This is a genomic window from Mesorhizobium sp. NPDC059054 (assembly GCF_042739215.1).
Lineage (GTDB): Bacteria > Pseudomonadota > Alphaproteobacteria > Rhizobiales > Rhizobiaceae > Mesorhizobium.
Genome location: NZ_JBHYHV010000001.1, coordinates 78,370 through 99,475 on the forward strand (window position 1 = coordinate 78,370; position 21,106 = coordinate 99,475).

Annotated in this window: 20 protein-coding genes; 8 read left to right on the plus strand and 12 right to left on the minus strand. The window is 62.8% G+C overall.

Annotated elements, in window-relative coordinates; translation table 11 throughout:
• Positions 1-14 precede the first annotated feature (14 nt).
• Positions 15-452 (plus strand): RidA family protein, encoded by a 438-nt coding sequence (locus ACFWXH_RS00385; protein WP_244483270.1) that lies wholly within the window; start codon positions 15-17, stop codon positions 450-452.
• A 53-nt stretch (positions 453-505) separates the two neighbouring features.
• Here ACFWXH_RS00385 and kynA read toward each other — a convergent pair whose 3' ends face one another.
• The 3 genes from kynA to ACFWXH_RS00400 are packed head-to-tail and all read right to left on the minus strand — an operon-like array spanning position 506 to position 4,154.
• Positions 506-1,342 carry a tryptophan 2,3-dioxygenase gene (gene kynA / locus ACFWXH_RS00390; RefSeq protein WP_054309362.1) on the minus strand — a complete coding sequence of 279 codons (837 nt, stop codon included), beginning with the start codon at positions 1,340-1,342 and terminating at the stop codon, positions 506-508.
• Positions 1,339-2,532, minus strand: a complete 1,194-nt coding sequence (gene kynU / locus ACFWXH_RS00395; protein WP_379116525.1) for a kynureninase — start codon at positions 2,530-2,532, stop codon at positions 1,339-1,341. Before kynU ends, kynA begins: the two co-directional genes overlap by 4 nt.
• A gap of 2 nt (positions 2,533-2,534) precedes the next feature.
• A complete protein-coding gene (locus tag ACFWXH_RS00400; RefSeq protein WP_379116527.1) occupies positions 2,535-4,154 on the minus strand; it encodes an AMP-binding protein in 1,620 nt (539 codons plus the stop codon).
• Between the two features lie 218 nt (positions 4,155-4,372).
• Between ACFWXH_RS00400 and ACFWXH_RS00405 the strand changes: the two genes are divergently transcribed.
• Entirely contained in the window at positions 4,373-5,203 is an 831-nt protein-coding gene (locus ACFWXH_RS00405) for an alpha/beta hydrolase (RefSeq protein ID WP_379116529.1), read from the plus strand.
• Positions 5,204-5,205: 2 nt separating this feature from the next.
• Here ACFWXH_RS00405 and ACFWXH_RS00410 read toward each other — a convergent pair whose 3' ends face one another.
• From ACFWXH_RS00410 to ACFWXH_RS00430, 5 genes are read right to left on the minus strand one after another with little or no spacing between them, the layout of a single operon-like run.
• Entirely contained in the window at positions 5,206-5,706 is a 501-nt protein-coding gene (locus tag ACFWXH_RS00410) for a V4R domain-containing protein (protein ID WP_379116531.1), read from the minus strand.
• Complete coding sequence (locus ACFWXH_RS00415; RefSeq protein WP_379116533.1) at positions 5,706-6,464, minus strand: HpcH/HpaI aldolase/citrate lyase family protein; 759 nt, start codon at positions 6,462-6,464, stop codon at positions 5,706-5,708. Before ACFWXH_RS00415 ends, ACFWXH_RS00410 begins: the two co-directional genes overlap by 1 nt.
• A 13-nt stretch (positions 6,465-6,477) precedes the next feature.
• Positions 6,478-7,008 carry a flavin reductase family protein gene (locus ACFWXH_RS00420; RefSeq protein ID WP_379116535.1) on the minus strand — a complete coding sequence of 177 codons (531 nt, stop codon included), beginning with the start codon at positions 7,006-7,008 and terminating at the stop codon, positions 6,478-6,480.
• A complete protein-coding gene (locus ACFWXH_RS00425) occupies positions 7,008-8,102 on the minus strand; it encodes an LLM class flavin-dependent oxidoreductase (protein ID WP_379116537.1) in 1,095 nt (364 codons plus the stop codon). Before ACFWXH_RS00425 ends, ACFWXH_RS00420 begins: the two co-directional genes overlap by 1 nt.
• Positions 8,099-8,809 carry a GntR family transcriptional regulator gene (locus tag ACFWXH_RS00430; RefSeq protein WP_379116539.1) on the minus strand — a complete coding sequence of 237 codons (711 nt, stop codon included), beginning with the start codon at positions 8,807-8,809 and terminating at the stop codon, positions 8,099-8,101. The genes ACFWXH_RS00425 and ACFWXH_RS00430 overlap by 4 nt, the downstream gene beginning before the upstream one ends.
• A 276-nt stretch (positions 8,810-9,085) precedes the next feature.
• Between ACFWXH_RS00430 and ACFWXH_RS00435 the strand changes: the two genes are divergently transcribed.
• The 3 genes from ACFWXH_RS00435 to ACFWXH_RS00445 all read left to right on the plus strand — a co-directional run bounded on the left by ACFWXH_RS00435 (position 9,086) and on the right by ACFWXH_RS00445 (position 12,014).
• Positions 9,086-10,300: a pyridoxal phosphate-dependent aminotransferase gene (locus ACFWXH_RS00435; RefSeq protein ID WP_379116541.1), complete on the plus strand. Its 1,215-nt coding sequence runs from the start codon at positions 9,086-9,088 to the stop codon at positions 10,298-10,300.
• A 68-nt stretch (positions 10,301-10,368) separates the two neighbouring features.
• Entirely contained in the window at positions 10,369-11,169 is an 801-nt protein-coding gene (locus tag ACFWXH_RS00440) for an ABC transporter substrate-binding protein (RefSeq protein WP_379116543.1), read from the plus strand.
• A gap of 170 nt (positions 11,170-11,339) precedes the next feature.
• The gene (locus ACFWXH_RS00445; protein ID WP_054309352.1) at positions 11,340-12,014 is read left to right on the plus strand and encodes an amino acid ABC transporter permease; all 675 of its coding nucleotides are present in this window, start codon (positions 11,340-11,342) and stop codon (positions 12,012-12,014) included.
• 49 nt (positions 12,015-12,063) lie between these two features.
• On the opposite strand, the gene ACFWXH_RS00450 is transcribed toward ACFWXH_RS00445, so the two are convergent.
• A complete protein-coding gene (locus ACFWXH_RS00450) occupies positions 12,064-12,819 on the minus strand; it encodes a YbaY family lipoprotein (RefSeq protein WP_379116545.1) in 756 nt (251 codons plus the stop codon).
• Between the two features lie 242 nt (positions 12,820-13,061).
• On the opposite strand from ACFWXH_RS00450, the gene ACFWXH_RS00455 reads away from it, so the two are divergent.
• The 3 genes from ACFWXH_RS00455 (at position 13,062) to ACFWXH_RS00465 (ending at position 17,251) form a co-directional block, all read left to right on the plus strand.
• A complete protein-coding gene (locus tag ACFWXH_RS00455) occupies positions 13,062-14,042 on the plus strand; it encodes a sugar-binding transcriptional regulator (RefSeq protein WP_379116547.1) in 981 nt (326 codons plus the stop codon).
• An 89-nt stretch (positions 14,043-14,131) separates the two neighbouring features.
• Positions 14,132-16,189: a bifunctional aldolase/short-chain dehydrogenase gene (locus tag ACFWXH_RS00460; protein WP_379116549.1), complete on the plus strand. Its 2,058-nt coding sequence runs from the start codon at positions 14,132-14,134 to the stop codon at positions 16,187-16,189.
• A 195-nt stretch (positions 16,190-16,384) separates the two neighbouring features.
• A complete protein-coding gene (locus ACFWXH_RS00465) occupies positions 16,385-17,251 on the plus strand; it encodes an NmrA family NAD(P)-binding protein (protein ID WP_379116551.1) in 867 nt (288 codons plus the stop codon).
• Positions 17,252-17,333: 82 nt separating this feature from the next.
• On the opposite strand, the gene ACFWXH_RS00470 is transcribed toward ACFWXH_RS00465, so the two are convergent.
• The 3 genes from ACFWXH_RS00470 to ACFWXH_RS00480 form a co-directional block, all read right to left on the minus strand.
• A complete protein-coding gene (locus ACFWXH_RS00470) occupies positions 17,334-18,389 on the minus strand; it encodes a substrate-binding domain-containing protein (RefSeq protein ID WP_379116553.1) in 1,056 nt (351 codons plus the stop codon).
• Between the two features lie 42 nt (positions 18,390-18,431).
• Positions 18,432-19,421, minus strand: coding sequence for an ABC transporter permease (locus ACFWXH_RS00475; RefSeq protein WP_379116555.1), 990 nt, complete (start codon positions 19,419-19,421; stop codon positions 18,432-18,434).
• Between the two features lie 74 nt (positions 19,422-19,495).
• On the minus strand, positions 19,496-21,007 hold the full coding sequence (locus tag ACFWXH_RS00480; protein ID WP_379116557.1) for a sugar ABC transporter ATP-binding protein: 1,512 nt from the start codon (positions 21,005-21,007) through the stop codon (positions 19,496-19,498).
• Positions 21,008-21,106 lie beyond the last annotated feature (99 nt).

Consider the following 21,106-nt stretch of genomic DNA (forward strand, 5'->3'; position numbering starts at 1 on the left):
TGACTGGAGTAGACATGAACGTGACTGCCATGCCCGAACAGAAGACCGCCACGACGCCGCATCGGGTATTGCAGCCCGAGGGCTGGGCGAAACCGATCGGCTATGCCAACGGCATGGAAGCGCGCGGCCGTACCATCTTCGTGGGTGGCCAGATTGGCTGGAATGGCCAGTGCAAGTTCGAGGTTCATGATCTGCCGGGCCAGATCAGGCAGACGCTGGAGAACGTCATCGCGATCCTGCGCGAGGGCGGCGCCGGTCCAGAGCACATCACGACCATGACCTGGTATGTGCTCGACCGCAAAGCCTACTCCGCTTCGCTGAAGGAGATCGGTGCGGCGTGGAAAGCCACCATGGGCCGCAACTTCCCGGCCATGGCGGTGGTCCAGGTCTCGGGCCTGATCGAGGACGAGGCGCTGGTGGAGATCCAGGCGACGGCTGTCGTCCCGGATTAAGGGCCATTTGCCTTCTCCCTCAAGGGGAGAAGGCAAAGCCCGCGACAAGAGCGCTACAGCACCGTGCGGACGGTCCACAATTCCGGGAACAGCACCACTTCCAGCATCTTGCGCAGATAGGAAACGCCGCCGGTGCCGCCGGTACCGCGCTTCAGGCCGATGATGCGTTCCACGGTGGTGACGTGGTTGAAACGCCAGCGCCGGAAATAGTCCTCGAAATCGACGAGCTTTTCGGCGAGTTCGTAGAGATCCCAGTATTTCTGCGGCGCGGCGTAGACCGCCTTCCAGGCCTCGAGCACTTGCGGGTTCTCCTCGCGCGTCTCACGCCAGCTGGTGCGGCTGGCGTCGGCGCCGATGTCGAAGCCGTTGCGCGAGAGGAGCAGCAACGCCTCGTCGTAGAGGCTGGGTTCGGCCAGGATTTCCTCGAGTTTGGCGATCAGGTCCGGCTGGTGCGCATGTGGCCCGAGCATGGCGGTGTTGCGATTGCCAACCAGGAACTCCACTGCGCGATACTGATAGGACTGGAACCCTGACGACTGGCCGAGCGAGTTGCGGAACTCGGTGTATTCGCTGGGGGTCATGGTGCGCAGCACGTCCCAGGAATTGTTCAACTGCTCGAAGATGCGCGCCACGCGCGTCAGCATCTTGAAGGCCGGCTGCGGGCGATCGGAACGGATCTCGCGCATGGCCGAGCGGATCTCGTGGATCGCCAGCTTCATCCACAGCTCGGATGTCTGGTGCTGCACGATGAACAGCAGTTCGTCATGCGCGCTGGAAAGCGGCTCCTGCGCATCGAGCACGCGCTCGAGATGCAGATAGTCGCCATAGGACATGCGTTCCTTGAACGACATCTGCGCGCCTTCCTTGGAAGGATCGTAGGGCTTGCTCATGTCACCAGGGCTTTCTTGCGGTATTGCGGTTCGTCCCAGCGCCGGTTGTTCATGATGTCTTCCAGCACGCCGACCGCGCCGAGCACTTCCTGCTCGCCGATATAGAGCGGTGTGAAGCCGAAACGAACGGCGTCGGGCGCACGGAAGTCGCCGATGACACCGCGCGCGATCAGTGCCTGCATGATGGCATAGCCTTCGGGATGACGGAACGAGACCTGGCTGCCGCGCTGCGCGCCATTGCGCGGCGAGGCGAGCGTCAGTTCCGGGCAGCGTGCTTCGACTTCGCGGATGAAGAGGTCGGCGAGCGCGATCGACTGCTTGCGCACATCGGCCATGGAGACGCCTTCCCAGGCGTCCATCGCCGCATCGAGCGCCGCCATGGCGATGACCGCCGGCGTGCCGACACGCATGCGGTCGATGCCGGCACCCGAACGATAGTCGAGATCGAAGGCGAAGGGGCTTTCATGGCCGAGCCAGCCGGACAGGGCAGGGCGCACCTTGCCTGCATGCTTTGGCGCGACATAGATGAAGGCCGGGGCGCCTGGGCCGCCATTGAGATATTTGTAGCTGCAACCGACGGCGAAATCCGCCTTGGCGCCTTCAAGGTCGACGACGATCGCGCCGGCCGAATGCGCGAGATCCCACACGGTCAGCACGCCGGCGGCATGGGCCTTGGCTGTCAGCTTCTTCATGTCGTGCAGGCGGCCGGTGCGGTAGTCCACCTCGGTGATCATCAGCACGGCGACGCTTTTATCGATCGCGGCTTCGACCTCTTCCGGATCGACCACCTTCAACTCGTAGCCCTTGTCGAGCGAGCCCAACAAACCCTGTGCCATGTAGAGGTCGGATGGGAAGTTGCCATTGTCGGAAAGTACGACACGTCGCGATGGATTGAGGTCCAGTGCGGAAGCGAGCGCCTGGTAGACCTTGATCGACAGCGTGTCGCCAACGACGACGGTGCCTTCCGGCGCGCCGATCAGCTTGCCGATGCGATCGCCGAGCTTGCGCGGCTGCATCATCCAGCCGGAAGCATTCCAGCCGCGGATCAGCTGCTCACCCCACTGGGCCGTCATCATCTCCTGCACGCGTTGGGTGGCGCTTTTCGGCAGCGGACCCAGCGAATTGCCGTCGAGATAGAACACGCCGTCCGGCATGTGGAAGAGGCTGCGTGTCCTTGCGAAGTCGGTCATGGTCAGTGGGTATCTTTCAAGCGGAAGCGTTGAATCTTTCCGGTCTGGGTTTTCGGCAGGGCATCGATGAACTGGATCGAGCGCGGATACTTGTACGGTGCGATGGTCGCCTTGACATGGTCCTGCAGGCGCTTGCGGGTCAGGTCATCGGCCGCCACGCCCTCTATCAACACGATATGCGCCTGAACGATCTGGCCACGTTCCTCGTCGGGTGCACCGATGACGGCGCATTCCTTGACATCGGCGTGCGACAGCAGTGCGGCCTCAACCTCCGGTCCAGCGATGTTGTAGCCGGCCGAGATGATCATGTCGTCGGAGCGCGCGGCGAAATGCAGATAGCCATCCTCGTCCTGGAAGAAGGAGTCGCCGGTCAGGTTCCAGCCCTTGCTCACATATTTCAGCTGACGGTCGTCTGCCAGATACCGGCAGCCGGTCGGACCCCGCACGGCGAGCCGGCCGACTTCGCCACGCGGCAATTCATTCATGTCCTCATCGACGATCTTCGCCTCATAACCGCCGACAGGCTTGCCGGTGCAGGCCGGTTTGGAATCGCCGAAACGGTTGGAGATGAAGATGTGCAGCATCTCGGTGGCGCCGATGCCGTCGAGCATCGGCTTGCCGGTCTTTTCCATCCATTCTTCATAGACCGGCGCCGGCAGCGTCTCACCCGCGGAGACCGCAGCGCGTAGCGAAGAGAGATCGGCGCCTTTGTCCATCGCCGCCAGCATGGCGCGATAGGCGGTCGGGGCCGTGAAACAGACGGTGGCGCGATAGGTCTGGATGATCTCGACGATGTTGGGTGGTGAGGCATTTTCCAGCAAGGTCGCTGCTGCGCCGAACCGCAGCGGGAAGATCGCCAGCCCGCCAAGACCGAAGGTGAAGGCCAGCGGCGGCGAGCCGATGAAGATGTCGTCCGGCGTCACGCTCAACACCTCGCGGGCGTAGCCGTCAGCGATGATGAGAAGATCGCGATGGAAATGCATCGTCGCCTTCGGCATGCCGGTGGTGCCGGAAGTGAAACCGAGCAGGGCGACATCGTCGCGGCCCGTCTTGACCGCATCGAAGCGCACGGATTTGTCGAGTGCGACGCGGTCGAGCTCGGCATCGTGATTGGCGGTGCCGTCGAAGCCGATGACCTGCTTCAGGAACCGGCTCTGCTTGGCGCAGGCCACCATTTCTTCCATCAGCCTGGTGTCGCAGAGTGCCAGCGTGATCTCGGCCTTGTCGACGATCTGGGTGAGTTCACCGGCGCGCAGCATCGGCATGGTGTTGACCACCACAGCACCTGCCTTGGTCGCCGCCAGCCAGCAGGCCACCATGGCGGGATTGTTGGCCGATCGGATCAGTACGCGATTGCCTGGCTTGACGCCGTAGTTTTCGACGAGTGCATGGGCCAGCCGGCTGGTCCAGTCGGCCAGTTCCTTGTAGGTGCGGCGACGGCCGTTGCCGATCAGCGCGGTGTGATCGCCGAACCCCTTTTCGACCAGGCGGTCGGTCAGTTCGACGCCGGCATTGATGTGGTCGGGATAGTCGAAACCGTCGAGCAGGAAATCGGGCCAAAGGTCCGGAGGTGGGAGATTGTCTCGTGCAAACGTATCGGTATGCGCCGTCGGCCCAAGCATCTCGTTCGATCTCCCAGCTTCCGTAAGGTTTGCGCCGGCCGTCTTGATGCGACCTTGTTGTTCGGCGGTGTTGGCTTGCGGGTCGCCTGTTTATGCGCCCACCCGTTCCGCCTGAGGAAACGCTCGCATAGCACCAAAGTTATTTCAAGCATAAAGTTTATCGTTGCACTGGCCCGACGCTTGCCTATTGTGGGCATCGAGGATGAGGGACAGCGAACATGGTCGTTCACAAGATTGTCGACTGGGACAACGCCTATACCAATGGTGCCAATATCGCCGGAGGCGATCGCTGGCCCGAGGCCTGGGTCGCGCCGGCGGCAGCCTACCGCGATGAACTCGCGGCGTCGGACCGGGCGCAACTCGACATCGCTTATGGCTCCGGCACACGCAACCGGCTCGACCTGTTCCTGCCGGCCGGTACGCCGAAGGGTCTGGTCGTCTTCGTGCATGGCGGCTATTGGATGGCGCTCGACAAGAGCTTCTGGTCGCATCTGGCGCGCGGCGCCGTCGAAAGCGGCCATGCGGTGGCGATGCCGTCCTATACGCTGGCACCCGAGGCGCGCATCAGTCAGATCTCCGCTGAAATCGGCGCGGCCGTAACGAAGGCGGCCGAACTGGTCGCCGGCGACATTCGCCTGACGGGCCATTCGGCCGGTGGCCATCTCGTCACGCGCATGATTTCAGCGACATCGCCGCTGCCGGAGGCTGTGCGTCGCCGTGTCGTCAACACGGTCTCGCTGTCAGGCGTGCATGACCTGCGGCCGATCATGAACACAGGCATGAACAAGACGCTGAAGATCGATGCTGCTGAGGCCGCCATCGAGAGCCCGGTCCTGCTCTTACCCATGGATGGCGCACGGCTGGTCTGCTGGGTCGGTGGCGGCGAACGCGCGGAATTCATCCGCCAGTCGGATTTGCTCGCCAACATCTGGACTGGGCTCGGAGCTTCGACGGGCTTTTATGCCGAGCCGGACCGCCATCATTTCAGCGTCATCGACGGGCTGGCGGATGCCACGCATCCGCTGACCCGGACCCTGCTGGAAGGCTGACCTCAGATCTGGCGCGCCTCGAAGCGACAGGCCGGGGTGCCGCAGGCGGCGCATTCGGTTTCGCGCGCGACGATATCGTCACTATCCAGCACCATGCGGCCGACCGCCGTCACCATACCTGCAATGGCGTGGCAGACCGGTTGCGATGCGGATCCGTAACCAGCCGCAAAGGGGCTGTTTCGGACGATGAGTTCGATGCCGCCCGAATTCCGGGTGAAGGACCAGGCGCCCCAGCCGAGATCGGGCGCGGTGCCGGCCACGGTCGACAGCAGGGCGTCGGCATTGCCGCCGCCATGCGCCTTGTAGGCACGCGCGCTGTCGCCGCCCATTTCGATCACAGAGGCCGCGAGCGCATCCAGCGCCTTCAGCCGGGTTTCGTCATCAAGGCGGCGGAACAGGCCCATCAGCGCTTCGGGCCGCATCAGCATGTAGCGACGGCTTTCATCCAGTACCTGGCCGCTGCCGCTGTCGAAATCGAGCCGCTCGCGAAAAGGTGCTTTCATCATGCCGCCCCGGCGAAATCGCGCACCACGCCATTGAAGGCGTCACGCACCACATCGACATCGGAGGCGAGCACCACGAGATGATAACCTTCGGCGCGTCGTTCGAGCGCCTTGTCGACATTGCCGGTGAAGATGCCGCAAGGAATGCCGGCTTTGGCACAGGCTTCCTTCACGCGCAGGCAGCCCTTTTCCGTAGCGTCACTGTCTTGGCCGCGCGCCGCATAGGAAATGCCGAGATCGCCGGTGCCGATCAGCACGAAATCCAGTCCGGGAGCGGCAACGATGGCCTCCGCATGTTCGACACCAGCGGCGGTCTCGATCATCAGGCCGACGGCGACATGGCCTGCCCGTTCGAGATAGGTACCGAAACCCATGGCCAGCGGCCGCACGCCGCCGCCGGAGCGATGGCCGTGCGGCGGAAAACGGGCAGCGGATATTGCCTGCTCGGCCTGTTCACGGCTTTCGATCAGGGGCACCAGAACGCCATCGCAGCCGGCATCCAGCGCGTTGCCGATCGCCGTCGTCGAACTGTCCGCAACGCGCGCGATCACCGGAGCCGTGCCGGCGGCAATGCCGACGGTCGTTTCCAATGAGCGGCGATCCCACAGCCCGTGCTGCAGGTCGATGACGAGTGCGTCGGCGCCGGAATGCGCCGCAATTTCGGTGATCGAGGCATGGCCGAGCGTCAGCCAGACCAGGCCGAGCTGTTCATTGGCGGCAAGCCGGGTTTTCAGCCGGCCGGACAGGACAGGGGACATCGGCTGATCTCCGTTATTGACCGTTTACAGTGATAAAGCGCCCGTGGGCGTAGAAAATGGGCTCGCGCTCGACACGGTCGAGCGTCACCTTGGTCACCAGCCCGATCAGGATCAGATGCGAGGCGCGTGCGATGATCTCGCCAACCTGGCACTCGAACACCGCCCGGGCGCCGACCAGCAGGGGCGCTCCGACGTCGCCGCGAACCCAGGAACCCGCCGAGAAACGGGCTACACCCTTGGCCGTCGTCATGCCACCGAAGACACGTGCCACATTCTCCTGGTCCGCCGCCGGCAGGTTGACCGAAAAGGCCATGTCCTGCCGGGTCAGCGATGCGAAAGTGCTGTTCTTATGCACGCAGGCGAGCAGTGAAGGCGGCTCGGCGCTGAACGAACAGATGGCGGTTGCCGTCAGCCCGAAACAGCCATGCTCGGCGTCCTCGGCGGCCAGGATCGCGACGGCGCCAGCCATCGCGCGCATGCCTTGCTTGAAACCGCGCGGGTCGACCGTGCCGTGCGCGGGCAGCGCGCCGGTTGCAGCATCCATCAGTTCATCCTCAAACCGGCCTGGCGCATCAGCGGCAGCACGCGGTCGCAGAAGAATGGCAGGTCATAGGTGTAGTTGACGAAGGAGAGTGCCGCGCCCGCATAACCTTGTTCCATGATACGGATCAGGTCGTCGACGATCTTCTCCGGCGTGCCGACCAGCGGATAGGTGCCCGCGCCGCCGGCGAAGCGCTGGCGATATTCAGTGAACGCCTTGTCGTCGTGGGAATGCGCGAATTCCTTCTTTTTCTTCATATGATCGTCGACGGCGCCCTTGTCGGCGAGTTCGAGCGCGTAGCGGCGGTAGTAGTCCTCCGCCTCCTGCTGCGTTTCGCGGCAGACCACGTGGCAGACCGTGTAGACGCCGACGTCGCGGCCGACTTCTGCCGCGCGGTTGGCGATGTCCACGACATGGGCGCGGCCTTCCGAAATCTCGGAGAAGGTCGAGAACAGATAATCGCAATGACGTGCCGCATAATTGCGGCCGGGTGCGCCGAAGGCGGCGTTCATCGTCACCGGGCGCGGTGCCTGCAGGCTGGCAGGCCGGCTGACCACACCTTTCAGGTCATAGAATTCGCCGGCGAAGTCGAACGGCTCGCGCGACTTGTAGGCGCGTTCGATGATGGTGATCCATTCCTCGGCCTGGTCGTAAGTGCGCTCGCCGACCGTCTGGCCGAACATGGCAAACTCGTCCGGGTTCCAGCCGCAGACGATGTTGAGGCCGGCGCGGCCGCCGGAAATATGATCGACCGTGGCAAGCGCCTTGGCGGCCTGCAGCGGATGGACCAGCGGCACATGCACGGTCATGAACAGGGCGATGTTTTCCGTCGCGGTTGCCAGCCCTGCCGCCCAGGTGAAGGTCTCGAACGACCATTCGCGTGCGTGGGTGACGCCGCCGAAACCGCGCCAGCGTGCGATCGGCAGCAGGAATTCGAGCCCTGCACTGTCGGCGATGCGGGCGGCGTTGAGATTATCGTCCCAGTGGGCACGCCAGCGCTCGGGGGCCGTCGTCATCGCCAGGCCGCCGTCGGCGTTCATGGAGAACACGCCGAGCTTGAACTTGTTCGGGCCTTTGAGCGGATGCGGCTTGATCATTGCGATTGTCCTTGAGAGCGACGACCTTCGTCGCTGGCGGTCTCCAGCGCCTTGGTGAGCGTGACGAAGCGCTCCTCCGCATGCTGGATGAAGGTGGTCATGTGGTCGAAAGCGGCCATCGAGTCGCGGCTGGTGAAGGCGTCGTAGAGTTTACGCATGCCGGCGAGCACAATGGCCTGTGTCGGTTGGTGCGTCAGCGTGCCGAGGCGCACGACCTGCACGTGGTCGGCGAAGCGGGCGATGGCCGAAGCAAGCCGGTCGTTGTCGACGGCCTCCAGCCAGGATCGGCGGAAGCGGACATTGGCTTGGAACAGGAGTTCGGCGTCGGCGGTCGCAACGGCATCCTCGGCGTCCTTCAGTGCCGCAGCCAGGCGCTCCATGCCTGCGGCGTCGAGCGAGCGGGCGGCATGGGCAGCGGCGCGCGGCTCCAGGCAGCGCCGTACTTCGAAGATGTTGGCGACATCGGTCGGCGTCAGCGTTGGCAGCATGAAGCCGCGCGTCGTGCCGACGAGGTAGCCTTCGTGGGTGAGCTGCAGCAGGGCTTCGCGCACAGGCATGCGCGATACGCCGAGATTGCCGGCGATCTCCACGTCAACCAGCCGGTCGCTGGCCCCGAAGGCGCCGCGATGTATGCGGTCGCGGATGTCTTCATAGATCTGCGCGCGCAGGCTGCCGCCGGAGCCTTTGAATGGCCTCTCGTCAGACATCAAATCCTCCGCAAATCAGTATACAGTTGTTGTCGTTTTCTCGTCGCGCAAGGCTTTGATTTTTAACATGCGCGCTTCAAGAAAAGCTCAAAACGCCGAATTTTGCCGAAGCTAACGCGCATTTTGGGAGAAGCGCAAGCGGTTCAGTAAAAAATTTTAGGCTTGAACAGTATACTGTTTCGTGCGTTATTGAATGAGATTGACGAGGCGAAGCCTGAGCGTCGCGGCTTCGTTCTGGTGTGTTATCGCCGGCGTGTGTTTGGGAGGAACTGCCATATGACCTTGAGCAGAAGTCGCGCATCCGCCTATCCGGCGAATGTCCGGCCTTTTCCGCCGCTCGAGGGCATTCGACCGCAGATCCAGGACCTGCGCACTGAAAATATCGCGCAGTTGGCCGCCAAAGCGCAGAGCCTCGGAGATGTCATTCCTCTCTGGTATGGCGAAGGCGACATGGTTACGCCTGGCTTCATCATCGATGCTGCCAAAGCGTCTCTCGATAACGGCCAGACCTTCTATATCCCCAATATGCGTGGTCTCGGTTCCCTGACGACCGCGCTGTCCGAATATCAGAGCAGGTTGCATGGTCGCCCGATCGCCGTCGACCGCTCGACGGTAACCCCTGGCGGCATGCACGCCGTGATGCTGGCGATGGAACTGCTGGTCGATGTCGGCACCAATGTTGTCTACATCGAGCCGCAATGGCCCAACATCCACAACGCCATCCATCTGGTCGGCGGCGAACCGCGGCCAGTGGCGCTCGCCTTTGACGGTGAATGGCGGCTCGATCTCGATGCGGTGTTCGCGCGTTGCGACGCCCGCACCCGCGCCATTTTCCTGTCGACACCGAGCAACCCGCTGGGCTGGACGGCGACGCGTGAGGAATTGCAGGCGTTGCTCGACTTTTCACGACGCACCGGCATCTGGATCGTTTCCGACGAGGTCTATGGCCGGCTCTACTTCGAAGGCGAGGTCGCGCCCTCCATCCTGCAGATCGCCGAGGACGACGACCGTGTCCTGGTGGTCAATTCCTTCTCCAAGGCCTGGGCGATGACCGGCTGGCGTATCGGCTGGCTGTCGCACCCGACCGGTGTAGCCGACCAGCTTGCCGCCATGACCCAATATGCCAACAGCGGTACCGCGGCCTTCGTGCAGGCCGGTGCCGAGGCAGCCTTGCGGCAAGGGGAGCCGCTGGTGGCCGAAATCCGCGAGCGGGCAAGGCTCGGCCTGGACATCGCCTATGATGCTTTGGCCAAGCTGGACGGCATCATACTTCCATCCAAGCCGAAAGGCGGCATGTATGCCTTCTTCGCCTTCGAAGGACAGGAGGATTCGCGTGAAGCCTGCGCCCGCGTCATCGAGAAGGCGCGCGTCGGCCTCTCACCGGGCTACCTGTTCGGCAACGCGTCGCGATCTTTCCTGAGAATGTGCGTGCTGCGCGACCCGGACCAGATCCGGGAAGCCTCCGCGCGCTTGGTGTCGGCACTTTCATGACGAAGGGTCGCGTCCGGACAGACCCATCCCGCCGCAACGAACCGGCGGGCAATAGAAGGGGAACCAAAATGCTTCTCAATCGCCGCAATCTGATCGGTACCTTTGCTGCCCTGACAATGGGCCTCGGCGCCGCGTCGCTGGCGCATGCCGAAACGCTGTTGGTGGGTGCCTATCCGGCCAACCCGCCGTGGGAAAACAAGCTTGAAAGCGGCCAGTTCGAAGGTTTCGAGGTCGATCTCGTCAAGGAGATTGGCAAACGCATCGGATCGGACGTCGAAATCCAGGACCTTGGCTTCCAGGCGCTGTTTTCGGCGACCGTTTCCGGCCGCATCGATCTCGCCATCTCTTCGATCACCATCAACAATGATCGCCTGCAGAACCAGGCCTTCACGCAAGGCTATTACGACAGCGACATCGCCCTGGTGGCCAAGAAGGACACCCCGCTGAAGACGCTGGAGGACGTGAAGGGCAAGACCATCGGCGCGATCTCGGCTTCGGTCGGTGAAGCCTGGATCAAGGCCAATACCGAGAAGTACGGCATCAAGGAATATCGCGGCTACGACACGCAGCAGAACCTGATCCTGGACGTGCAGTCAGGCCGCCTCGATGGCGCCATCGGTGACATTGCCGGATTCCAGTTCGCGTTCACGAAGATGCCCGACATGGCCGTGGTGACGGCAATCCCGACAGGCGACAAGTTCGGCATCATGATGAAGAAGGGTTCGCCGCTGCTCGAAAAGGTCAATGGCGCTATCGATGCCATGAAGAAGGACGGCACCATGGCCGCGCTCCACAAGAAGTGGCTGGGTGCGGACGCTGCCGCGGAGTCCTCGACCAACAAGATCCTGCCCATTCCACAGGCTCAGTAAGCCCGGCTGGGGGCTAGGCCGATGCCGGCGGCGACACGTTGGACGCCGCCGGCATCGTGTCGTTCGGGAGGCTGCCAAAGGGCAGATCGCTGGGCTACAACCATGACCGGGAGCCGCAGGATTGCCGGAGACCCGGCATGCGACCGTAACGACGCAGACGGATCGTCACGATGGGATTGTTAGAAACCTTCTTCAACTGGGACGTTCTTGTCCGCGCCTTCCCGATGCTGCTGCGCGGGCTTGGCAATACGCTGCTGCTCGGTTGCGCTGCGATTGTCTTCGGCGGATTGCTCGGCCTGGGCGTGTGCCTGATGCGGCTCTATGCGCCGAAGCCGCTGCGCCTGCTGGCGATCGGCTTCATCGATATCTTTCGCGCGACGCCGATCCTGGTCGTGCTGATCATGATCTATTACGCGCTGCCCTTTGTCGGCATCCGGTTGTCGGCCTTCACGTCGGCCACGCTCGCCCTCTCCATGGTGCTGGGAGCGTTCACGGCAGAAGTCTGCCGCGCCGGCATCGAGAATATCCCCAAGGGCCAGTTCGAGGCCGCTGCCGCGCTCGGCCTGCCGTTCTGGACCGCCATGCGCAAGGTGATCCTGCCGCAGGCGCTTCGTATCGTCGTGCCGCCCTTGACGAGCAATGCGGTCTCCATCTTCAAGGACACCGCGCTGGCTTCGGTGGTGGCGATGCCGGATTTGCTGAAGCAGGCGACGGACGCGCAGGCGCTGATGGCCAACCCGACGCCGCTGGTTGGCGCGGCGCTGATCTATCTTTTGTTCCTGTGGCCGCTGGTGCGGCTGGTCAGCTGGCTGGAGCAGCGCTCCAAAGCCGATCCCCGCGCATGACGTTTCGTGGGGCCGGCCAGGCAAAGCTGGCCGGCTGGAGGCGTGAAGGTCAGCCCACCCGCGAGAGCACCGCGACCGGCCGGCCGCGCCTGTCCAGCAAGGTGAGCTTGCGGCGGCGCTGGTCGATGCGCCAGCTGCGCGCTTCGCCAAGCGCTGCGTGGAACTTGCTTTCCTGATTCATTATGGCCGGCGCGCAAGCCATCTGCGTGCTCATCAGGGAACCGAAGCGGATGCGGTTTCCGGTGATCTTGGCGCTGCCGCCATAGCCGTTGCAGCCGCCCTTGCCGGATACGGCGCCGTTGGCGTCGATCTTGAGCGTGGTCTGCAGATTGTCGATCACGCCGCGACCATTGATGTCTTCGGCCAGCCATTCGCCGGCTATGCCAAGCTCGGCGCTCGGCTCTCCGGCAACACGCTCGACGCGGATCTCGGTGTTGTTCGGCCCGCCGTCGAAAACCGTATGGCGCGTCGTGTTGATGAACAGCAACTGCTTGCCCTGGGTGATGCGGGCCTGCAGTGCATAAGTGCGGCCCTTGCGAATCTGGCTGGAATCGAACGCCAACTTGAAGCGGGTCGGGCTCGTTCTGGCGCGCCGGATGACCTGGCGGGCAATTGTCTTGGAAGGCGCATCGGCCAGGGAAACATCGACGAGTGAGACCTCGACCGTGGAGTTTGGCGGCAGCATCATCCGTTCACGATAGGTCACCGTTCCGGTCAGCGTCATGGTCCGCGCTTGGGCCTGCACTGCCGGCAAGGCAAAGGCGGCAGCCATCAGGCCGATCATGTGGCGGCGGTTGAGGTTCATCGTGGCAATCCTTTCCGTGGTTGGCCGGTCCTGCTTAAGGATGTGGATCGGCCGGACTGTCTCCCTGTGGTGCTCTTAAGAAGCAAGGTATGAACCCTTGCTGAACAGCTGTCGGTTGCAGCTTTGTCGGCATCGATAATTCAGGTTATCGTCTGACCGGGCCTGTGCACAGCCTTGGCGCCACAAGCTTGTTTGACTTTTGTCAGTCGTCATGAATAATGTCGAAAACGAGATTTCGACCCATGGCGATCCGGGCGGCAGATCAGATCATTCACAAGGCGGCGTGGCTCTATTACACGCACGGACTTCGCCAGGATGAGGTGGCGAAGAAGCTCGATATCTCGCGTGCTTCCGTTGCCACCTATCTGCGCAAGGCGCGCGAGACGGGTATCGTCAACATCTCTACATCCACCCAGCTTTTCACCGAGGATACGCTGGCGCGGGAGGTGGAGGATGCATTTGGGCTCACCACCGTCTGGATCGCGCCGCAGGACCGCCAGGCGCTTGATGCCAGCGCGGAAGTGCCGGCTCTTGCCGCCGGTGTCTTTCTCGATCTCGTCAATCGCGGCGACCGCATCGGCGTCGCCTGGGGCCGTACCGTCTATGCGGTTGCCGATGTGATGTCGTTTGCTGACCTGCAGGATGTCACCGTCGTGCAGCTCTGCGGCAATCTCGGGGCACCCTATTCGCAGCGCCCAGACCAGTGCACGATGGAGATCGCGCGGCGCCTCAACGCCAAGGGCCTCAATTTCTACGCGCCGCTGTCCCTGAGTTCCGAAAGACTGGCGCGCGAGCTGCGCGACGAGCCGGTCATCAAGGAACAGCTGTCGCTGGTTGCGCACTGCGATCTGGCGCTGTTTTCGGTCGGCACCATCGATGCCGAAAGCCACATCGTCAAATGCGGTGCCTTGACCCCGGCGGAGATGTACGCGCTGCGCGATCGGGGCGCGGCGGGCGTCATCGCCGGCCAGCTCATCGATACAACCGGCAATCTGCTCGACTGCGACTACAACCGCCGTGTCATCTCCGCCGACCTTGCCTCGATGCGCGCCATCCCCAAGCGCATGATGGTGGTGCAGGAGGACAACAAGCTGGAGCCGCTGCAGGCCGCATTGGCCGGGGGCCTCTGCTCGCACCTCGTGCTTCCCGCAGGCATGGCGCGGCGCCTGCTCGACGCACAACGTTCGCACCTGTCGCAAAAGCAAGATCGGCCTGACCTATAAGAACCCGACAGCCAACCCGGCAGGCCGAAACGCTTGCAGGATGACCGGCGCATGCAACCCTCTATCCCAATTGAAAATGTGGACGACCGATGAAAAATCTCTGGAACGACGCCGAAGCCGAAACCGTGGTGAAGGCCTATGCGGCCAAGGGCGTAGGACGCGATCTGGCGTTGCGGGTCTACACGACACGGCTGCTCGGCGGCGAGCCGAGGCTTGTCCTGCATGGCGGCGGCAACACGTCGGTCAAGACCAAGGTCACCGATTTCATCGGTGACGAATGGGATGTGCTCTGCGTGAAGGGCAGCGGCTGGGACATGGCTGTCATCGAACCGCAGGGCTTGCCGGCAGTGAAACTTGGCACGCTGCTCAAGGCGCGCAAGCTGGACAGTCTCTCGGATGAGGACATGGTCGCGCTGCAGCGCGCCAACCTGATCGATCCGTCCTCGCCGAACCCGTCGGTGGAAACGCTGCTGCATGCCTTCCTGCCGCACAAATTCGTCGACCATACCCACTCCACCGCGATCCTCGCGATTGTCGACCAGGGCGGCGACAGCGAAGCGCTGTCGAAGAAGGTGTTCGGCGACAAGATGGGCTTCGTGCCCTACATCAAGCCAGGCTTCGACCTCGCCAAGGTCGCGGCCGATGTGTACGACGCCGATCCGAGCGTCGAAGGCCTGATCCTCGACAAGCATGGCATCTTCACGTTCGGCGATGACGCCAGGCAGGCCTATGACCGCATGATCCATTATGTGACGGTGGCCGAGGACTATGTCGCCAGGAACGGCAGCAACCCGCTGAAGCCAGCGTCGCTGCCGGCCAAGCTGGCTAAGCCGGAAGAGGTTGCCTCTATGCTGCGTGGCGCTGTCGCCGTCGCCAAGGGCGAGGGCCGCTTCGACCGCATGGTCAGCGATTTCCGCACCTCGGATACCATCCTGGAATTCGTCAATTCGGCGGCCATTGCCGACTACGCTGCCGCCGGCGTCTCGACGCCGGACCTGTCGATCCGCATCAAGACCGGACCGATGGCGCTGCCGGCGCCGGATGCCGCGGACCTTGCCGGCTACAAGGCCGAGATCGGCAAGCGTGTTGCCGCCTACATCGCTGAATACACGCGCTATTTCGAAGAGAACGATGCGCTGGACGACGTCAAGCGCACCATGCTCGACCCGATGCCGCGCCTGTCGCTGGTGCCTGGGCTCGGCATGTTCGGTCACGGCCGCACGCTGAAGGACGCCAGGATCGCTTCCGACGTCGGCGAGATGTGGATCGAGGCGGTCAAGGGCGCGGCCAGCGTCGGCACCTTCCGTCCGCTCGCCAAGTCCGATCTGTTCCCGCTCGAATACTGGTCGCTCGAGCAGGCCAAGCTCGCTTCCAACAAGCCGAAGCCTCTCACCGGCCAGATCGTGCTGGTTACCGGTGGTGCGGGCGCAATTGGTGCAGCCACGGCCAAGGCTTTCGCCCGTGAGGGCGCGCATGTCGTGGTGGTCGACCTCGATGCCGCCAAGGCGGCGGAAGCGGCCAAGGCTGCCGGCAACAATTCGATCGGCATCGGCGCGGATATTACCAACCCGGCCGAGGTACGCGCTGCCTTCGATCAGGCCGTGAAGGCGTTCGGCGGCATCGACATCGTCGTTTCCAATGCAGGTGCAGCCTGGGAAGGCATGATCGCCGACATCGACGACGCGCTGCTGCGCAAGAGCTTCGAGCTCAACTTCTTCTCTCACCAGAGCGTTGCGCAGAATGCGGTGCGCATCATGCGCGAGCAGGGCACCGGCGGTGTGCTTCTGTTCAACGCGTCCAAACAGGCGGTGAACCCGGGCGCCAAGTTCGGTGCCTATGGCCTGCCCAAGGCCGCGACGCTGTTCCTGTCGCGCCAGTACGCGCTGGAATATGGCCCGATCGGTATCCGTTCGAACGCCGTCAACGCCGACCGCATCCGCTCTGGCCTGTTGACCGATGCCATGATCGCCAGCCGCTCCACCGCGCGCGGCCTTTCGGAGAAGGACTACATGTCCGGCAACCTGCTCGGCCAGGAGGTCACGGCAGACGATGTTGCCCAGGCTTTCCTGCATCAGGCGCTAGCCGAGCGCACCACCGCGGATGTGACGACCGTCGACGGCGGAAACATCGCAGCGGCGTTGAGATAGTCTATTCTGCTCTCTGCCTGCGCAGATGGCACGATCATCGGAAACAACAAAGGGCACCCGGCTGGGTGCCCTTTGTTGTTCTTGAATGCAGTCCGGCGGTTTTGTTTCGCTGAATCATGTTTCAGAAAAATACGACTGACACTGCCGGCGCGCGCTCATAGATCTGGACCACCGCAATCGAACGGAGCGCCTGAGGTGGCCGATACTGCTTCCGAAATCCTTGTCCTCGGCGCTACCGGTACGGTGGGCAGCCTCGTGCTTCACGAACTGCTCGCTAAGCAACATCGAGTCCGGGCCGGCTCTCGCTCTCCGCATACGTTGCTTGGCAATGCGAAGCACTATCCCGTCGACGTGAAGAGTGGCGCCGGGCTTCCTCAGGCCTTGGATGGCGTCACCAAGCTCTTCCTCGTCACACCCGACATGGACGATCAGCTGGAAGCGGAACAGAGGATCGTCGACCAGGCGATCGCAGCTGGTGTCGGGCATATCGTCAAATTGTCGGCTTTCAGGGCCGAGGACGAGATTTATCTTCTCGGCAGGACGCACAGGCAGATCGAACGGCATATCGAGGCGTCTGGCTTGACATGGACATTCCTGCGTCCGTCAGCCTTCATGCAGAACTTCGTGACCTATTACGCACCAGCGCTGCTCGGCGAGCGGAGGCTGAGGCTGCCCTGCGGCGATGCGCCGGTGAGTTTCATCGATGCCCGCGATATCGCAACGATCGCCGCAAAGGCTTTGACGGATCCTGCCTATGCCAACAGGAGCTTCGAGATGTTCGGTCCGGAGCCGCTTTCCTACGCGGATGCGGTGCGTGTCTTTTCGAGCCGGACGGGCATCGAATGCACATATGAGCCGATATCGGACGACGCATATTGCCGGCTGATCGAAGGTCCAAGTCAGACCTATGAACGCATCGTCGATCTGTTTCACTGTTACAGTTCAGGCCGCGCATCGGGCGAGGCATTCGACATGATAGCCCATGCCGGCAGGCCCCTATATACGATGAACGAATTCGCTCTTGCTCATCGCGAGCAGTTTCTCGCCGGACGCGCCAGCTAGGCGGCGCAAGCTCAACAAGATACCGGCAAAAAAACAGCCCACCGAAGTGGGCTGCTTTTATCTGGAATTTGCCGTGGAACGTTTATTTGGCGTTCGGATTCGGCATCCACTTCGGCATGGCGACATCGGCATGAGCGAACTGCGGCAGCTTGGCCGACAATTCTTCCATGTTCTTGATGTCCTTTTCGACCAGTTCCTTCTGGGTGATCAGCGTCGGCGGCACGATCACGCTCTTGCCCGGGTCTTCACCGGCCAGCAGTTGCGCCAGCGCGCGCACCGAGACCTGGCCGACGACGGCCGGGTTGGTGGCGGCGGTTGCTGCCCAGGCGCTGTCAGGTTCGCGCATCGCCGCAATGTCGGAGGTCGAGATATCGGCCGAATAGATCTTGATGTCCTTTGACAGACCGGCCTCATCCACCGCGATCTTCACACCCTTGGCGAATTCGTCATAGGGCGCGAACATCACCTTGATGTCGGGGTTCGCCGACAGCACCGAACGGGCCTGGTTGGCGACCGAGTTGGCGATCGGGTTGTCGAGAGTGCCGAACTGGGCGGCTTCGTTGATGCCCGAATACTTCTTCTTGAATTCCACCCAGGTCTCGTTGCGGCGGTCGAGCGGCGCGATGCCGGCGACATAGACGTAGCCGGATTTCCAGCTTTCGCCATTGTCCTTGATCGCCTGTTCCAGCGCGAGGCGGGCAAGGTCGCGATCCGACTGCTCGATCTGCGGGATCTTCGGGTTCTCGACGTTGACGTCGAAGGCAACCACCTTGATGCCGGCGTCGACAGCGCGCTGGGCGGCGTCCTTCATCGATTCCGTCAGGCCGTGCTGGATGATGATGCCGTTGACGCCAAGCGCGATCGCCTGGTCGACCATGTCGGCCTGCAGGGCTGCATCCTGCTTGGAATCCAGCACGCGAAGGTCAACGCCGAGTGCCTTGGCCTGCGATTCCACGCCGGCCAGATAGGCCTGGAAGAAGTCGCCCGTGGAAAGATAGCGCACCAGCGCGATCTTGACCTGGCCAGGTTTGTCGAATGGCGCGGGCTTATCCTGTGCTAGCGCGGGCGAAAAGCCCAGCGCCGTCACGCCGAGCAGGCCGAAGGTCAGCTTGGCGAATGTTCTGCGATCGAATTTCATCTAAGTCCTCCGCTTGGTTTTTTAGTCGTTGATTGCCGCAAATTACCGCTTGGCCCTGGTCGACAGGGCGAATGTGAAGACGAGCGCCACCACGAGCACGGCGCCCTTGACGAAATCCTGGGTGTAGTAGGGCGCGTTCATCATGGTCAGTCCTTGCAGGAGCACGCCGACGAACAGCGCACCGACTGCAGTACCGAAGGCATTGGGCTTTGAGGCGCCCAGCACGGCGAATCCGATCAGCGCTGCCGCCACCGCGTCGAGCAGCAGATTATTACCCGAGGCGATGTCGCCGCGTCCAAGCCGGGCAGCGAGCAAAATCCCGCCGATTGAGGCGAATATGCCGGAAATGACATAGGCCCAGATCTTGTATGCCTTGACAGGCGCGCCGGCGAGTTCGGCCGCACGTTCGTTGGAGCCGACGGCATACATCATACGCCCGAAACGCGTGTATTCGAGGAAGAACCAGATCGCCACCGCCAGCACCACCAGCACCACGACGGAGACCGGCACCAGGTTCGGCGCGAAGAAGTCGAAACGATGGCGACCGAGCGCCAGGAAAGCGCTGCTGAACTTGCCGGGGGCGACCGAACCGTCCGGCATCGTCATGCCGGCCGCGATCGAACGACCCTCGGTCGGGATGCGCTGCAGGCCGAGAAGCAGGAACATCATGCCGAGCGTCGCCAAGAGATCCGGCACGCGCATATAGACGATGAGGAAGCCGTTGATCAGGCCGATCAGCACACCGATGGCCAGGCAGACGAGCACCGCGACAAGCGCATTCTGGTCCAGCACCACCATGACATAGGCCGCCGCCATCATGGCACTGGTCGCCACCGAGCCGATGGAAAGGTCGAAGCCGCCGACCACCAGCGTCGCCGTCACGCCGAGCGCCAGGATGCCGGTGATCGCCACCGACTGGAAGATGAACACCGCGCTCTGCGGCGACACGAAGCCGTCGGCGGTGGAGGCAAAATAGGCAACCAGTGCCGCGAACAGCACGAGGAAGCCGTAACGCACGGCAATATCACGCATTTAGGCGCAGACCTCGCTGCTCATAAAGTCTCCGGATAGCTGCGCCATTCGTGCCCCCTTTATCGTTCTCATTTTCAGGCCGCGCCCCGCGCCGTCTGGCCGGCGACTTCCGCCAGCAGGCGGTCCATGTCGATGCGCTCGTTCCTGTGCTCACCGACAATCGTATGTTCGGACATGACCAGGATACGATCGGCGGTCTCAACGGCCTCGTCGATCTCGGTGACGAAAATCAGCGTTGCGCGCCCGGCGGCATTTGCCCTGAGCTTCGCGGCGATGTCGCGCCGCGCAGCGATGTCCACGCCCTGGAACGGTTCGTCCAGCATGAACAGCGAGGAGGATTGCGCCATCCAGCGTGCCACCATCACCTTCTGCTGGTTGCCGCCCGACAGCGTCGACATCTCGTCCTTTTCGGATCGGCAGACGATGCCCAGTTCGCCGATCTGACGACGGGCGATGGCGCGTTCGGCGCGGCGACGCAGCACGCCGAAGGCCGAGATCCGCTTCAGGAAAGGCAGGCTCATGTTCTCGTAGATGTTGAAGGCGCCGACAATGCCGCTTTCGCTGCGATCCTTGGCAACAAGGAAGGCGCCGGCGCCGATCGCTTCGGCCGGTGTCCGGGGGCTGTAGCTGCGCCCGTTCAGGGCCATCGAACCGCCGAGCGGTTGACGCATTCCGAACAGCGTTTCGGCGAGCGCCGTCTTGCCGACACCGACCAGGCCGGTGATCGCGACGATCTCGCCGTCACCCAGGGACAGCGAGATTGGCCTGGCGCCGTCGGCGATCACCAGATCGTCGGCGGTGAAGATCGTGTTGCCGCCCGATCTGGCGTCGAAGGCGCTCTGGTGAACCTTACGGCCCAGCATGGCATTGACCGCACCTTCATAATCGAGCGGCTTCTTATCGAACGTGCCGACGATCTGGCCGTCGCGCAGCGAGACGATGCGGTCTGCCAGGCGGCGGATGTCCGACATGCGGTGCGAGATGTAGAGGATGGCGACGCCGTGCGACTTCAGCCGGTCCACGAGCGCAAACAGCCGGTTGGCCTCGGTGCTGGAGAGCGAGGAAGTCGGCTCGTCGAGGATCAGCACTTTCGGCTCATGGGCCATGGCACGTGCAATCGCCACCATCTGGCGGTCGGCCAGCGTGAGATCCCCGATCGAAGCGGCAAGGTCGATGTCGAGCCCCATGCGTTCGGCAACGGCACGCGCTTCACGCTTTATGCGGCGTGGATTGAGGAAGACAGGTTGGCCTTTGCCGCTCAATCGGTCGAGTGTCAGGTTGGTGCCGACGTCGAGAGCGGCGACAACGCCGTCATTGATATTCTGATGCACGGTGACAACGCCGGCGCGAATGGCCTCCGCCGGGGTTTTCGGCGCGAAGTCGGCGGCACCCAAGGTCATGGCGCCGCCATCACGCGAATGGACGCCACTGATGACCTTCACCAGCGTCGACTTGCCCGCTCCATTGGCGCCCATCAGCACCGTCACCTCGCCTGGATGCAGGTCGAGGCTGACGCCGCCAAGAACTTGGATCGAGCCGAAGGACTTCTTCAGATCCGCGATGCGGAACACGGCTTCTGCGGCCATTTTCTCCTCCTTGATCCCGACGCTAGGAACAATCTCGTCATTTGTCAACACGATTGACAAATGACAGAATGGTTCCTAGCCTTTTACCTGTCATGACCG

Coding starts and splice junctions, on each gene's coding strand:
- ACFWXH_RS00420 (WP_379116535.1), bottom strand. CDS start 7,008: ATGGATGCTGCAACCGGCGCGCTGCCCGCGCACGGCACGGTCGACCCG.
- ACFWXH_RS00415 (WP_379116533.1), bottom strand. CDS start 6,464: ATGTCCCCTGTCCTGTCCGGCCGGCTGAAAACCCGGCTTGCCGCCAAT.
- kynA (WP_054309362.1), bottom strand. CDS start 1,342: ATGAGCAAGCCCTACGATCCTTCCAAGGAAGGCGCGCAGATGTCGTTC.
- ACFWXH_RS00440 (WP_379116543.1), top strand. CDS start 10,369: ATGCTTCTCAATCGCCGCAATCTGATCGGTACCTTTGCTGCCCTGACA.
- ACFWXH_RS00450 (WP_379116545.1), bottom strand. CDS start 12,819: ATGAACCTCAACCGCCGCCACATGATCGGCCTGATGGCTGCCGCCTTT.
- ACFWXH_RS00455 (WP_379116547.1), top strand. CDS start 13,062: ATGGCGATCCGGGCGGCAGATCAGATCATTCACAAGGCGGCGTGGCTC.
- ACFWXH_RS00475 (WP_379116555.1), bottom strand. CDS start 19,421: ATGCGTGATATTGCCGTGCGTTACGGCTTCCTCGTGCTGTTCGCGGCA.
- ACFWXH_RS00425 (WP_379116537.1), bottom strand. CDS start 8,102: ATGATCAAGCCGCATCCGCTCAAAGGCCCGAACAAGTTCAAGCTCGGC.
- ACFWXH_RS00410 (WP_379116531.1), bottom strand. CDS start 5,706: ATGAAAGCACCTTTTCGCGAGCGGCTCGATTTCGACAGCGGCAGCGGC.
- ACFWXH_RS00460 (WP_379116549.1), top strand. CDS start 14,132: ATGAAAAATCTCTGGAACGACGCCGAAGCCGAAACCGTGGTGAAGGCC.
- ACFWXH_RS00480 (WP_379116557.1), bottom strand. CDS start 21,007: ATGGCCGCAGAAGCCGTGTTCCGCATCGCGGATCTGAAGAAGTCCTTC.
- ACFWXH_RS00445 (WP_054309352.1), top strand. CDS start 11,340: ATGGGATTGTTAGAAACCTTCTTCAACTGGGACGTTCTTGTCCGCGCC.
- kynU (WP_379116525.1), bottom strand. CDS start 2,532: ATGACCGACTTCGCAAGGACACGCAGCCTCTTCCACATGCCGGACGGC.
- ACFWXH_RS00470 (WP_379116553.1), bottom strand. CDS start 18,389: ATGAAATTCGATCGCAGAACATTCGCCAAGCTGACCTTCGGCCTGCTC.
- ACFWXH_RS00430 (WP_379116539.1), bottom strand. CDS start 8,809: ATGTCTGACGAGAGGCCATTCAAAGGCTCCGGCGGCAGCCTGCGCGCG.
- ACFWXH_RS00400 (WP_379116527.1), bottom strand. CDS start 4,154: ATGCTTGGGCCGACGGCGCATACCGATACGTTTGCACGAGACAATCTC.
- ACFWXH_RS00405 (WP_379116529.1), top strand. CDS start 4,373: ATGGTCGTTCACAAGATTGTCGACTGGGACAACGCCTATACCAATGGT.
- ACFWXH_RS00385 (WP_244483270.1), top strand. CDS start 15: ATGAACGTGACTGCCATGCCCGAACAGAAGACCGCCACGACGCCGCAT.
- ACFWXH_RS00435 (WP_379116541.1), top strand. CDS start 9,086: ATGACCTTGAGCAGAAGTCGCGCATCCGCCTATCCGGCGAATGTCCGG.